General features: G+C 72.6%; 13 protein-coding genes. 4 read left to right on the forward strand and 9 right to left on the reverse strand.

Translation table 11 applies throughout. The features are described 5' to 3' along the window. On the forward strand, positions 1 to 447 hold a 447-nt coding region (locus tag QR78_RS06235), incomplete at its 5' end, for an ABC transporter substrate-binding protein (RefSeq protein WP_048426643.1). A 114-nt stretch (positions 448 to 561) separates the two neighbouring features. After that, complete coding sequence (locus QR78_RS35445) at positions 562 to 717, forward strand: hypothetical protein (protein WP_165602118.1); 156 nt, start codon at positions 562 to 564, stop codon at positions 715 to 717. Positions 718 to 747: 30 nt separating this feature from the next. Here QR78_RS35445 and QR78_RS06240 read toward each other — a convergent pair whose 3' ends face one another. From QR78_RS06240 to purM, 3 genes are all read right to left on the reverse strand, one after another. Next, on the reverse strand, positions 748 to 1104 hold the full coding sequence (locus QR78_RS06240; RefSeq protein ID WP_048426644.1) for a VanZ family protein: 357 nt from the start codon (positions 1102 to 1104) through the stop codon (positions 748 to 750). A 214-nt stretch (positions 1105 to 1318) separates the two neighbouring features. Beyond that, positions 1319 to 1978, reverse strand: a complete 660-nt coding sequence (gene purN / locus QR78_RS06245; RefSeq protein WP_048426645.1) for a phosphoribosylglycinamide formyltransferase — start codon at positions 1976 to 1978, stop codon at positions 1319 to 1321. Further along, positions 1975 to 3051, reverse strand: coding sequence for a phosphoribosylformylglycinamidine cyclo-ligase (gene purM / locus QR78_RS06250; RefSeq protein WP_048426646.1), 1077 nt, complete (start codon positions 3049 to 3051; stop codon positions 1975 to 1977). Before purM ends, purN begins: the two co-directional genes overlap by 4 nt. A gap of 101 nt (positions 3052 to 3152) precedes the next feature. Here purM and QR78_RS06255 point away from each other — a divergent pair, with 101 nt between their 5' ends. Then, positions 3153 to 3725: a CDP-alcohol phosphatidyltransferase family protein gene (locus tag QR78_RS06255; protein ID WP_048426647.1), complete on the forward strand. Its 573-nt coding sequence runs from the start codon at positions 3153 to 3155 to the stop codon at positions 3723 to 3725. Positions 3726 to 3740: 15 nt separating this feature from the next. Here the strand turns inward: QR78_RS06255 and QR78_RS06260 are convergent, their stop codons facing one another. From QR78_RS06260 to QR78_RS06275, 4 genes are all read right to left on the reverse strand, one after another. Next, positions 3741 to 4067, reverse strand: a complete 327-nt coding sequence (locus QR78_RS06260; RefSeq protein WP_048426648.1) for a hypothetical protein — start codon at positions 4065 to 4067, stop codon at positions 3741 to 3743. A gap of 104 nt (positions 4068 to 4171) precedes the next feature. Continuing rightward, positions 4172 to 5017 carry a class I SAM-dependent methyltransferase gene (locus tag QR78_RS06265; RefSeq protein WP_048426649.1) on the reverse strand — a complete coding sequence of 282 codons (846 nt, stop codon included), beginning with the start codon at positions 5015 to 5017 and terminating at the stop codon, positions 4172 to 4174. Further along, on the reverse strand, positions 5014 to 6078 hold the full coding sequence (locus QR78_RS06270; RefSeq protein ID WP_048426650.1) for a lysylphosphatidylglycerol synthase domain-containing protein: 1065 nt from the start codon (positions 6076 to 6078) through the stop codon (positions 5014 to 5016). The genes QR78_RS06265 and QR78_RS06270 overlap by 4 nt, the downstream gene beginning before the upstream one ends. A 162-nt stretch (positions 6079 to 6240) precedes the next feature. Next, a complete protein-coding gene (locus QR78_RS06275; protein ID WP_048426651.1) occupies positions 6241 to 7128 on the reverse strand; it encodes an alpha/beta hydrolase in 888 nt (295 codons plus the stop codon). Between the two features lie 204 nt (positions 7129 to 7332). On the opposite strand from QR78_RS06275, the gene QR78_RS06280 reads away from it, so the two are divergent. Further along, positions 7333 to 7944 carry a GNAT family N-acetyltransferase gene (locus tag QR78_RS06280; protein ID WP_244276489.1) on the forward strand — a complete coding sequence of 204 codons (612 nt, stop codon included), beginning with the start codon at positions 7333 to 7335 and terminating at the stop codon, positions 7942 to 7944. Positions 7945 to 7981: 37 nt separating this feature from the next. On the opposite strand, the gene ppx is transcribed toward QR78_RS06280, so the two are convergent. Both ppx and QR78_RS06290 read right to left on the reverse strand, forming a co-directional pair. Beyond that, complete coding sequence (ppx, locus tag QR78_RS06285; protein ID WP_048426652.1) at positions 7982 to 9517, reverse strand: exopolyphosphatase; 1536 nt, start codon at positions 9515 to 9517, stop codon at positions 7982 to 7984. A 64-nt stretch (positions 9518 to 9581) separates the two neighbouring features. Continuing rightward, positions 9582 to 11936: an RNA degradosome polyphosphate kinase gene (locus tag QR78_RS06290; RefSeq protein WP_420865489.1), complete on the reverse strand. Its 2355-nt coding sequence runs from the start codon at positions 11934 to 11936 to the stop codon at positions 9582 to 9584. Positions 11937 to 12210: the final 274 nt, after the last annotated feature.

Below are 12210 nucleotides of genomic sequence, written 5' to 3' on the forward strand. Positions count from 1 at the left end.
CCCGCGGCACGACGAGGCCGATCCGGGCGCCTCGCCATCGGCTACAACCTGCTCGGCTCCTACGTCTACCGGGCGATGCGGCGGGGCGCCCGGATCGGCCTCGTCGTGCCGCGGGACTACACCCTGGTGCTCAGCCGCGCCGTCCTGGTGCCGGTCACCGCCCGCGCCGTGGGCGACGCCTTCGCGTTCGTGGACTACCTGCTGTCGGCCCGCGGCCAGAGGGTCTCCCGCGAGGAGGCGTTCTTCTTCGACCGCACCGGTCCGCTGCCGCCCGGCGTCGAGGGCCCGCCGAGCTTCGCCACCGCCGGCATCCTGCGGCCGATCACCGTCGGGCCGGTGCTGCTCGCGGTGCAGGACCGGGCGAAGCGCGCCCGCTTCCTCGCCGAGTGGCGCCAGTCGATCGGCGCGGAGGTGCCCCGTGGGGGCCCGCGACGGGAAGAGCCGTGATCCCACCGGGCGGACTCCGCTCCGAGCCCCTTCGCGCCCGGGCCGAATCGGCTTAGGATCGACGGCCGTGATCCGGCCCCGTCACGAGAGGCCGGACATCGGAGGAAGCATCAGATGCAGGACCCGGTTCGCATCACCGTGCGGCCCGACGGCCGCTACACGCTCTATCGTGGCGAGACGCCGCTGATCTTCGGCCTCAGCCGCGACATGGCGTTCAGCCTCGCCGAGAGCTGCGGCGTCGTCATCGAGCGCGCCTACAGCATCAACTGAACGATCGCGGCGCCTTCCGGGCGCCGCCCCTCATGCTTCGCTGCGGGGATTCAGCCGGGGCCACACCAGCCCGGCAGCCAGCGACGCCGCCGAGCCGAAGCCGCAGCCGACGACCTTCACCATGAAATCGGCGATCCGGCCGTGCCGGGACGGCTCGAGCAACTGGAACGCCTCGAGGGCGCCGGCCGCCGCGACCGTCAGGAGCAGCACCCGCCAGCGGTGGCGCGGATAGCCGAGCGCGAACAGGAAGCCGAGCAGCGCGAAGGCGCCGAACCGCTCGACCGAGACCGGTGCGCCGCTGACCGGCCGGTAGCCGATCGGCGCGACGGTCGCCACCGTGATGGCGGCCAGGATCAGCCAGCCGAGAAGACGAGACGCTCGGGACATGGGAGGCAAGATCCTGGGAGGCAAGACCCGTGGGAGGCAAGACCCGTGGGAGACGAGACGCGTCCGGGCCTGGACGGCCCGGATTCGGGGGGATCGCGCATGCCCGGTGACAGACCGCGCCGGGCTCCGCAATCCTGGCTCGGAAGGTTTACGATCCCGTCCGGGGACCGTGCGTCGCCGTGCCGGGCGAAGGCTCGGTCGGGCGAAGGCTCGGTCAGGCGATGTTCGGAGCCACCAGCGCGCCCTCGGCAGCCCCGGCCCCTTGTGCGAACACCACCCGGTTGCCATCGAGGCGCGCCCGCCCGCTCGCCACCAGGGCGAGGGCCGCCGGGTAGAGCCGGTGCTCCTGCACCAGCACCCGGGCGCTCAAGGCATGCTCGTCGTCGTCGGGCAGCACCGGCACGGCGGCCTGGGCGACGATCGGGCCGGCATCGAGCTCCGGCACCACGAAATGCACCGTGCAGCCATGGACCCTGACCCCGGCGGCGAGCGCCTGGGCGTGGGTGTGGGTGCCGCGAAACAGCGGCAGCAGGGACGGATGGATGTTGAGCATCCGCCCGGCCCAGGCCTCGACGAACCAGGGCGTCAGCACCCGCATGAAGCCGGCGAGCACCAGGAACTCGACGCCGTGGCGGCGGAGCGCCGCGTCGAGCGCCCGCTCGAAGGCGGCCCGGTCGGAAAAGGCGCGGTGGTCGACCGCCTCGGTGGCGAGGCCGGCTTCCGCCGCCCGGGCGAGGCCGGGCGCGTCCGGCCGGTTCGAGGCGACGAGGACGATCTCGGCCGGGTAGTCGGGCGACTGCGCAGCCTCCAGCAGCGACACCATGTTGGAGCCGCGGCCGGAGATCAGGATCGCGATCTTGGCGCGACGGCTCATAGGGCGAGGCGTCCCGAATAGGTCACCGGGCTCTCGCCCCGCGCGGTGATCTCTCCGAGCCGGACCGGCGCCTCGCCGGCGGCGACGAGGGCCGCGCTCACCGCCTCGGCCCGGGCCGGATCGACCACCACCACCATGCCGATGCCGCAGTTGAAGGTGCGCAGCATCTCGGCCTCGGCGACGTTGCCCTGGCGGGCGAGCCAGCCGAACACCGGCGGCACGCTCACGGCGTCGAGGTCCAGCGCGATGCCGACGCCGTCCGGCAGGACGCGGGGCAGGTTGTCGGGAAAGCCGCCGCCGGTGATGTGGGCCAGCGCCTTGATGGCGCCGTGGCCGGTCGCCTTGAGGGCCGCCAGCAGCGGCTTGACGTAGATGCGGGTCGGCTCGAGCAAAGCCTCGCCGAGGGTCTTGCCCGCCGCGAACGGCGCCGGCGCATCGTAGCCGAGGCCGGAGGCGGCCACGATCCGGCGCACCAGCGAGAACCCGTTCGAGTGCACGCCCGAGGAGGGCAGGCCCAGCACCACGTCGCCGGGCGCGATGCCGGCCACCGGCAGCAGCGCGCCGCGCTCCGCCGCACCGACCGAGAAGCCGGCGAGGTCGTAGTCGGACCCGTCGTAGAGGCCCGGCATCTCGGCGGTCTCGCCGCCGATCAGCGCGCAGCCGGCCTGGCGGCAGCCCTCGGCGATGCCCTTGACGATGTCGGCCCCCACGCCCGGCACCAGCTTGCCGGTGGCGTAGTAGTCGAGGAAGAACAGCGGCTCGGCGCCCTGCACGATGATGTCGTTGACGCACATCGCCACGAGGTCGATGCCGATCGTCGCGTGGCGCCCGGTCTCGATCGCGATCTTGACCTTGGTGCCGACGCCGTCGTTGGCCGCGACCAGGATCGGGTCCTTGAAGCCCGCCGCCTTCAGGTCGAACAGGCCGCCGAAGCCGCCGATCTCCGCATCCGCTCCCGGCCGGCGGGTCGCCCGCACCAGGGGCTTGATCGCCTCGACCATGGCGTTGCCGGCATCGATGTCGACGCCCGCCTCCGCGTAGGTCATCCCGTTCTGGCGCTCGCCCGTCGTCATCCCTCGACCCTTCGCCTCATCCGTCCGCTATTGCGGATGCTCTTAGCCGCTCTTGCCCGCGACCGCGAGTCGGGGCAGCCCGGAGGAATCACGGAGGAGCCATGACGCTGCCGACGGTCCTGTTTCGCGCGCTGCCGAACCTGATCACCGCGGCGCGGCTCGCGCTCGTGCCGGTCGTCGTCGCGGCGATCGCCCGCGAGGCCTGGGGCGCCGCCTTCCTGCTCTTCGCCCTCGCGGGGATCTCGGACGGGATCGACGGGTTCCTCGCCCGCCGCTACGCCCTGGCGACCCGCCTCGGGGCGATCCTCGATCCGCTCGCCGACAAGGCCCTGATGCTCGCGGTACTGGTGAGCCTGACGCTCGCCGGCCTCGTGCCGGCCTGGTTCCCGGCCGTGCTGATCGCCCGCGACGCCCTGGTGGTGCTCGCCGCCGGTCTCGCCCGGCTCGCCGGCAGGCCCCTCGCGACCCCGCCGCTTCTCGTCGGCAAGCTCAACACCGCCTGCCAGATCGCCTTCCTGGCCTGGCTCCTCGGCAGCCGGGCGCTCGGCATCGGGGCCGCAGGGGCGGAAGGTGTGGCGGAAGCGGTGGCGATGGCGGCGCTTGCCGGGCTGTCCGTCGCGTCGGCGGTGGCGCAGGGCGTTTCCGCCGTGCGGGGAGGGGCGGCTGCGGTGTGAGCTTTGGGCGAATCGTCAGTTGATCGCGCAGAAGCCGGCGCCCGAGCCGAAGATCCGACCGGTGGTGCACCACGGCTTCGCCGGCACGGGGTTCGGGGCGGGGGCCGGGGCGGCCACGCGCGGAGCAGGCGGCGCGGTGGTGCCGGTCGTCATCGGCTCCGGCCCGTCCGCGGAGGCCGTGCGCAGGCGCGGCGCCTCGGCGGCCGCGGGGGCCGCCGCCGGAGCGGCGTGACTGCGGCCGATGAAGGAGAAGCCGCCGCCGCGCCGGCCCTTGGCCTCGGCCGGCATCGTCGCCGCGAGGATCCCGAGGGCGGTCAGCCCGAGTATCAGACCCGCACGCATCGCCCCGCCTCCTTTATCCGACGGACGGCATGGTCACAGGCAACCGTTAAGGCGCCGCTCCATCCGATCGGCGGCATTCGAGCGATCCCGGCAATCCACATCCTTCAGCGCTTGCGCAGCCACAGGCTGGTCTCGAACGCGCCGGCCGGCAGGGGCAGGCGGGCGAGGATGCCGTCGAGGGCCCATCCGGTCTGGGCGACGACGTAGCGGCTGGCGAAGAGCGGGGCGTAGGCGCCGCCCTGGAGCAGCGCGCCGACCAGCAATTGCTCGTTGTAGCCGCGCCAGGCCCAGGAGGCCGGGTAGGCGTCGGGCAGGAAGATGTCGTGCAGGTGCACGATCGCGCCGGAGCGCAGGCGCGGCAGGACGTCGAGGACCAGCCGGTCGACGTCGGTGCCCGGCATCGCGACGTGGCTCGAATCGACGAACAGGATGTCGCCGGGTTCGAGTGCGGCCGCCTCCTCCGCATCCGCCCGCCCGAACAGCCGCGCCTCGTGGCGCAGGCCGAGACCCGTCAGCGGTGCCCGGGGCGCCGGATCGATGCAGGTGATCGCGGTCGAGAGGCCGCCGTCGCGGACGGCTTGCGCGAGGAAGCGGGTCGAGTGGCCCGAGCCGATCTCGACGATGCGACGGGGCCGCTCGCCCCGCACCAGGGCGTAGGCGGCGGCCGCGTCGAGGCGGGGGAACCAGTCCTGGGTGAAGCGGGCCGGCCGCTCGCCGACGAGGCCGGGGCCGCCTCGCGCGATGCGGGCGAGGTCCGGCGCATGCGCCTCGATCTCGGCCAGCACGGCACGGAATGCCGGCTCGGCCTCGATGAAGAGCGGGCGGAGAGCCGGGTAGCCCTCCGCCCGCGCCGCACCGGCATGCCGGTACGGGATCAGGAAGCCGCCCGCCGGCAGGCCGAGCAGGGTGCGAAGACCGAGCCCGGCGCGGCGCAGGCGGGTGCGGGTCATACCGCCTTGCGCACCTTCAGGTCGCGCCCCTGCACGTCGCGCAGGTCCGGGGTGACGCCGGGACCGTCGACCGGCGGCGGCGGCACGGTCGCCGGAGACTTCGCCTTGCTGCGCAGGGCGTCGGCGAGGCGGCCGCGCTCGAACAGCAGCACCACGCCGATCGCCAGCGCGAAGGGCACCAGCAGGTAGAACAGGCGGAAGATCAGGACGGCGGCGAGTACGTCGGTCTTCGGAAGATCCGGCATCGCCGTGATGAAGACGAGCTCGAACACCCCGATGCCGCCCGGCGCGTTGGAAACCAGCGCCACCGAGAACGAAGCGAGGAAGACGGCGAGCACCACGAGGAAGCCCGGATTCCCGACTTCCGGCAGGGCGAAGTAGATGATGCCGGCGGCGCCCAGCAATTCGAGCGGCGCGGCGACCAGCTGCCGGGCCATGATGTTGGGGCGCGGATACTCGATCTTGAACGAGCGGATGTGCAGCGGCCGGAAATGCAGGATCGAGCCGATGACGTAGAGCGCCACGAAGCCGAGCAGGCCGAAGCCGACGAGGCGGGCGGTGGTCGGGCTCGCGAGTACCGGCGGCAGGAGGCTCGCCACGCGCTGAAGCAGCTCCGGCTCGAGCACCAGCACCAGGCCGCCGAGGAACGCCGTGCCGAGGCCGAAGGTGAAGGAGCAGAGCGCCACCAGGACCGCCACCTGGGCGGTAGAGAGGCCCTTCGAGGTGTAGGCGCGGTAGCGCACCACCGCGCCGGAAAATACCGAGGCGCCGATATTGTGCGACAGCGCGTAGGTGGTGAAGGAGCAGACCGAGACGAAGAGCCAGGAGATGCCCTTCACGCCGAGATGCAGCAGCGCGATCCGGTCGTACCAGGCGAGCGCGCCGTAGGCGACCAGGGTCGAGAGGACGGCGAGAGCGTAGCGGTGCGGCGGGATCGCCGCGAGGCTTGCCTTCACGTCGGCGAAGGACAGGCCCTTCAGCAGGTGCCACAACAGATAGACGGAGACCACGACGGCCCCGAGGCCGATGACCGGCCAGATGAAATCCTTGATCTTCTTCATCGCGGTCCCGTCGCGTCCCCGTTCTCGCGCGCGCTTCTGCCCGACCCTGCGGAGGACCGCAAGGACGGCCCCGCGTCGGCGGCTCCTCCTTTCATGGGATCGTGACGGTTTCGTGCCGGTCCCGAGGCGGAGCCGGGCCGTGTTTCGGCAGCGCGGACGCTGTCACACGCCGCTTGCGTCGAGCCAGTCGAGGAGCAGGCGGGCGACGCCCTCCGAGCCGAGATCGAGCTGCAGGAAGTGGGCGATGCCCGGCACGGTGCGGTGCTCGGCCCCGTGGTAGAGCGCGGTGCGCCAGGTCGTCGCCGGCCAGATCATGCGGTCGTCGGCGCCGCCGAGCACGAGGGCCGGCACCCCGGTGAAGGCCGCCGAGAGCGGCAGCATCGGCCAATGCGCCTCGGCGAGCGCCACCGGGCTCTCGGCCGACATCCGGGCGGCGTAGTTCTGGGCCCGCTCCAGCGGGAGCCCTTCCGAGAACAGCCAGTGCCGGGCGAGGGCCACCGCGGGCTCGCGCCCGGGCAGCAGCGAGCCGGCCAGCGCCTCGACCCAGAACCCCGCATCGGTCATGGCGATGCGCGGGCCGACCACGCCGAGCCCCTCCGGCGGCAGCGAGGCCATCAGGACGAGGCCGCGCAGGGGCACCCGGCCGAGCAGGCGCTGGGCCAGCAGCCCGCCGAGGGAATGCCCGACGAGCACCGGCGGCTCGCCCCATTGCGACAGCGCCAGGGTCAGGTCGGCGAGGTAGTCGGACAGGGTGGCGTCGCGCAAAGCCCGCCCGCCCTGGCTGCGGCCGTGGCCGCGCAGGCTCACCGCGGCGGCGCGGCGACCGCGCCGGGCGAGATGGGGCAGAAAGATCTCCTCGAACATCCAGGCGCCGCCGAAGGCGCCGTGGACGAAGAGCAGGGGGGCGCCGCGGGGCTCGCCCGCCGGCTCGGCCTCGATCCATTCGAGGGCCGGCCCGTCGCGGCGCTCGATCAGGCGGTGCGTGATCCGGGCTTGGGGCTCGGTGACGACGGTGAAGCGGCGTCGATCCCGCGCCTGTGCCTCGTGCATGCCCGTGCCTCTCTCGACGATGCGATGGGCGGTCCGCCGCCAGGGGCCGCGACCGAGCCGTCAGGACACCTAACGGCCGAGCCCGCTTCGCCCAGCCTCGCCGGAGCGAATCGCTGCCCTGTGCCAGCGTCGCACGACAAAGCTTGACACAAGGGAAACGGACCTGCCCCCTCCCGGCATCCGCCACAGGAGACGCCCCCCGCCGTGAGCGACGCCCCGACCGACGACCTCCGCCTGCGCCTCGACGGCTACACCCCGATCCCGCCGACCCACGTCGCCGCCGTGGTGACCTACCTGGAGATGACGGCGCCGCCGGCCCGTCCGTCGCCGGAGCCGCTGCCGCTCGCCCCCATCGGCGCCGATCTCGCCCGCTACCGGGCCCTCTACGCGGCGATCGGCACGCCCTGGCTGTGGTTCGGCCGCGCCGGCATGACGGACGAGGCCCTGACGGCGATCCTCGGCGACCCGGCGGTGGAGGCCCTGGCGCTGACCGAGGGCGGGCGCGACATCGGCCTCCTCGAACTCGACCGGAGGACGCCCGGCGAGGTGAACCTCGCCTATTTCGGCCTCGTCCCGGAGGCGGTCGGCAGCGGGCGCGGCCGGCGTCTGATGGACGAGGCGATCCGCCGGGCCTTCGCGCGCCCGATCGGCCGGTTCTGGGTCCATACCTGCACCCTCGACCATCCGGGCGCGGTGGCGTTCTACCAGCGCTCGGGCTTCCGTCCCTACGCGCGCGCGATCGAGGTGGCGCCCGATCCGCGCCTCACCGGCGCGCTGCCCCGCGAGGCCGGGCAGGTGCCGCTCCTCGCCGGGTGAGGCGGGATCCGGGCGGTCTCCCGCCCGGACGCCGGCGTCACGCCGCGATCTCGATCCGCGCCTCGACGCCGAGCAGCCGGCCAAGGCCGCGCAGGCGGTTCGACAGGCGGTCGCTGGCGAGGTCCTTCAGATCCTGCGGCAGGGTGAGGACGATCGCGCCGTCGCGCATCGCGAGCGGCGTGCGCGGCAGGATGCCCTCCATCGCCACCGAGACCGGGAAGGCGACGCGCAGGACCGCACCGAGCAGCCGCGCCTGCTCGAACAGCCGCGGGCCGGCGAGCTGACGCAGCAGCGGGCTCGCCTTCTCGGGAGAGACGCCTTCGTGACGGAAGAACACCGCCACGGCGAGGTAGGCCCGGCCCGGATGGTCGATGCCGACGAAGGAGGCGTGGGCGATGACGTTGAGGCTCTGCTCGCCGCGGTAATCCGGGTGCGTGCGCCAGCCGACATCGGCGAGGAGACAGGCGGCGTGGCGAAGCCGGCGCTCGTCGGCGGTCTCCGGCGTCGACAGGCTCGCCATGAAGGCGTCGGTCCAGGCCTGCAATTCGGGGCCGTGGCCGGGGCTGCGGCAGCGCAGGCGGTTGAGTTCGGCGGCGGCGAGCAGCAGCGGGTCGCGGGCCCGCGCCGCGTCGTCGAGTTTTTCGTAGAGCAGCCCCTCGCGCACGCCGGTCGCCGAGATCGCGATCTCGCGCGGGCGCCCGGAGCGGATCACCTCTTCGAGCACCACCGCCCCGTAGGCCAGCAGCGGCCGGCGTGCCTCGGACACGCTCTCGACGGCGGCGAGCGTCGCGGCGTCGGATTGCTCGACGACCTGCAGGAACGACAGCTCGTCGTTCGGCTCGATCGAGTAGCCGTGCATGACGTGCAGGCGGTAATCCCGCGCCGCCTGATGCAGGCGGGCGAGCGCCCGCCAGGTGCCGCCGACGGCGTAGAAGGTGCGGCCCTTCAGCGTGTCGAGCTGCGGGCCGGCCTTCTTGAGCGCCTCGGCGGCGATCTTGCGGGCCTTCTTGAGCGAGCCGCCGCTGAGGTCCTGGAGCGCGAGGCCGCCGAGCGGCATGGTCACGCCGCTGCCGACGGCCGAGCCGCGCAGGTCGACGAGTTCGAGGCTGCCGCCGCCGAGATCGCCGACCACGCCGTCCGGGGCATGGAAGCCCGAGATGATGCCGTAGGCCGACAGCTCTGCCTCGCGCCGCCCCGAGAGAAGCTCGATCGGGTGGCCGCAGGCGGCCTCGGCCGCCTCGAGGAAGGCCGGGCCGTTCTCGGCGTCGCGGGCCGCGGCGGTGGCCAGCACGAAGACCTGGCCGACATGCATCGCCTCGCACAGCACCCGGAAGCGGGCGAGCGCCTGGAGGGCGCGGCGCACCGCCTCCTCGTTGAGGCGGCCGGTGGTCAGCACGTTGCGGCCGAGGCCGCACAGGACCTTCTCGTTGTAGAGCGGCGTCGGCGCCCGGCTGATGCCCGAATAGGCGACCAGCCGGACGGAGTTCGAGCCGATGTCGATGATCGCGACGGGGGCGCCGGGCTCGATCCGGGCGAGCGCGGCTTCGTTGAGGGCGGTCTGATCCAGGCCCATCCAGGTCCTCATGACGGGAGCGCCGCCGGACGGATGGCCCCGGGGACCGGCCCCGGCCGCCGCGTCAGGCGCGCTGGGCGCGCCGGCTGAGCGCGCGCGGACTCGATTTCTTCGATGCCTTCCCGCGCCCCGACAGGCTCGGGTTGGTCATGAAATACTTGTGCGCGTTGAAGGGCTCCTCGCCCTCGGCGGGCTCGATCCGCTCGCTCGCACCCGACGCCAGTACACGCCAGCTCTGCTGGTTGTCGAGGAGATTCGCCATCATGATCTGGTCGAGCACCTGCTGGTGCACGGTCGGGTTGAGGATCGGCAGCATCGCCTCCACCCGGCGATCGAGGTTGCGGCTCATGAGGTCGGCCGACGAGATGTAGACCCGGGCCTTGGGGTGGGGCAGCCCGGCGCCGTTGCCGAAGGCGTAGACCCGGCCGTGCTCCAGGAAGCGCCCGACGATCGACTTGACCCGGATGTTCTCCGACAGGCCGGGCACGCCCGGCCGCAGGCAGCAGATGCCGCGCACGATGCAGTCCACCGGCACGCCGGCCTCGCTGGCGTCGTAGAGCGCGTCGATGATCTGGGTGTCGACGAGGGAGTTGCACTTGATCCAGATCGCCGCCGGCCGCCCCGCCTTGGCGTGCTCGATCTCCTCGGCGATGTGCGCGAGGAGCCGTGCCTTCAGGGTCAGCGGCGAGACCGCCATCCGCTCCAGTTCCGCCGGTTCGGCATAGCCGGTGATGAAGTTGAAGATCCGCGACACGTCGCGGCCGATCACCGGGTCGGCGGTGAAGAACGACAGGTCGGTGTAGATGCGCGCCGTGATCGGGTGGTAGTTGCCGGTGCCGACGTGGCAGTAGCTCACCAGGCGGTCGCCCTCGCGGCGCACCACCATCGAGAGCTTGGCGTGGGTCTTCAGCTCGATGAAGCCGAAGACGACCTGCGCGCCGGCCTTCTCGAGGTTGCGGGCCCAGCGGATGTTGGCTTCCTCGTCGAAACGTGCCTTCAATTCGACGAGCGCCGTCACCGACTTGCCGGCCTCCGCGGCCTCGGCGAGCGCCGCGACGATGGGGGAGTTGGACGAGGTGCGGTAGAGCGTCTGCTTGATCGCCACCACGTTCGGGTCGCGGGCGGCCTGCGACAGGAACTGCACCACCGAGTCGAACGACTCGTAGGGGTGGTGGACGATGAAGTCCTTCTGGCGGATCGCCGCGAAGCAATCGCCGCCGCTCTCGCGGATGCGCTCGGGGAAGCGCGGGTTGTAGGGCTTGAACTTCAGGTCCGGCCGGTCGATCCCGACGATCTGCGAGAGTTCGTTGAGGGCGAGCATCCCCTCGACCACGAACACGGCGTCGGACGCGATCTCCAGTTCGTCGGCCACGAAGGTGCGCAGGTCCTCCGGCATGGTGGCGACGACCTCGAGCCGGATCACCACGCCGCGGCGGCGCTGCTTCAGCGCCGTCTCGAAGTGGCGCACCAGATCCTCGGCCTCCTCCTCGATCTCGAGGTCGGAATCGCGCACGACCCGGAAGCCGCCCTGGCCCTTGACGAGGTAGCCCGGGAAGAGGCGGCTCGTGAACAGCACGATCACCTGCTCGATGGCGATGAACCGGGCGGTGCCGGTCTGGCCGAGATCGGGCAGGCGCACGAAGCGGTCGATGATCGAGGGCAGGCGGATCAGCGCCCGCAGCGCCCGGGCGTCCCGCGGCCGCACCAGGGTGAGCGCGATGGTCGAGCCGAGATTCGGGATGAACGGAAAGGGATGGGCCGGATCGATGGCGAGCGGCGTCAGCACCGGGAAGATGTGCTGGAGGAAGTAGTCCTCGAGCCAGGCGGCCTCTTCCGCCGAGAGGTCCATCGCCTCGACGAGGTCGATGCCGTTGTGGTGCAGCTCCCCGCGCAACTCGCTCCAGCGCCGCTGCTGGTCGCCGGCGAGCCCGGTGACCTCGGCGTCGATGCGGGCGAGCTGCTCGGCCGGCGACAGGCCGTCGGCGGACGGCGCTGTGAGGCCGGCGCGGACCTGGTCGTGCAGGCCGGCGACCCGGACCATGAAGAACTCGTCGAGGTTGTTGGCCGAGATCGAGAGGAAGCGCAGCTGCTCCAGCAGCGGGTGCCCGGTATTCGAGGCCTCTTCGAGCACCCGGCGGTTGAACTGCAGCCAGGACAATTCGCGGTTTACGTAGCGGCCCGGCTCGTGGCGCAGGGCCCGGCCGGCCTCGACCGCCTCGGCCTTGGCGCGCCGCGCCGCCTCCTGGGTCGGGCCCTTCCCGTCGCTCTCCTTGTCCGCATTCCCTTGCTCGGGGCCTTCCTGCGCGGCCGCCCCGGCCGGGCCGGCCTCGTCGCGGCGGCCATCCGCCACCGTCTCCGGCGTCGCCTCGGTCTCGTCGAGGACCGGGATGGCACTGGTTCCGGCAGCGGTATCCGACACGATGGGACCTCCTTGAAGGGATGCCGGGTCAGGGCCTCCAGCCCTTCCCGGTGACAGGACAGTTTGACATTTGCGTGAAGGACGCCGGATCCGGGCCGTCAAGAGCCCGTCCGGCGCAGGGTCACGTCTCGTCTTCCGGCTCCTCGATCTCGTCGTCCCCGGTGCCTTCCAGGGCCGCCAGCGTCGCGAGGGCGAGCGGCCGGGTGATGCGCCGGCGCCGGCTCAGTCCCTCGCGGTCGAGGACCGCCACCACGTCCCGGGCGCGCGCCAGGGA

Origin of the sequence: Methylobacterium indicum (assembly GCF_001043895.1) — a bacterium.
Classification (GTDB): Bacteria; Pseudomonadota; Alphaproteobacteria; order Rhizobiales; family Beijerinckiaceae; genus Methylobacterium; species Methylobacterium indicum.

What these genes read in the sequence shown, in the direction of transcription:
- QR78_RS06255 (WP_048426647.1), top strand. Translation starts at nt 3,153, where the DNA reads ATGACGCTGCCGACGGTCCTGTTTCGCGCGCTGCCGAACCTGATCACC.
- QR78_RS06260 (WP_048426648.1), bottom strand. Translation starts at nt 4,067, where the DNA reads ATGCGTGCGGGTCTGATACTCGGGCTGACCGCCCTCGGGATCCTCGCG.
- purM (WP_048426646.1), bottom strand. Translation starts at nt 3,051, where the DNA reads ATGACGACGGGCGAGCGCCAGAACGGGATGACCTACGCGGAGGCGGGC.
- QR78_RS35445 (WP_165602118.1), top strand. Translation starts at nt 562, where the DNA reads ATGCAGGACCCGGTTCGCATCACCGTGCGGCCCGACGGCCGCTACACG.
- purN (WP_048426645.1), bottom strand. Translation starts at nt 1,978, where the DNA reads ATGAGCCGTCGCGCCAAGATCGCGATCCTGATCTCCGGCCGCGGCTCC.
- QR78_RS06265 (WP_048426649.1), bottom strand. Translation starts at nt 5,017, where the DNA reads ATGACCCGCACCCGCCTGCGCCGCGCCGGGCTCGGTCTTCGCACCCTG.
- ppx (WP_048426652.1), bottom strand. Translation starts at nt 9,517, where the DNA reads ATGGGCCTGGATCAGACCGCCCTCAACGAAGCCGCGCTCGCCCGGATC.
- QR78_RS06275 (WP_048426651.1), bottom strand. Translation starts at nt 7,128, where the DNA reads ATGCACGAGGCACAGGCGCGGGATCGACGCCGCTTCACCGTCGTCACC.
- QR78_RS06270 (WP_048426650.1), bottom strand. Translation starts at nt 6,078, where the DNA reads ATGAAGAAGATCAAGGATTTCATCTGGCCGGTCATCGGCCTCGGGGCC.
- QR78_RS06240 (WP_048426644.1), bottom strand. Translation starts at nt 1,104, where the DNA reads ATGTCCCGAGCGTCTCGTCTTCTCGGCTGGCTGATCCTGGCCGCCATC.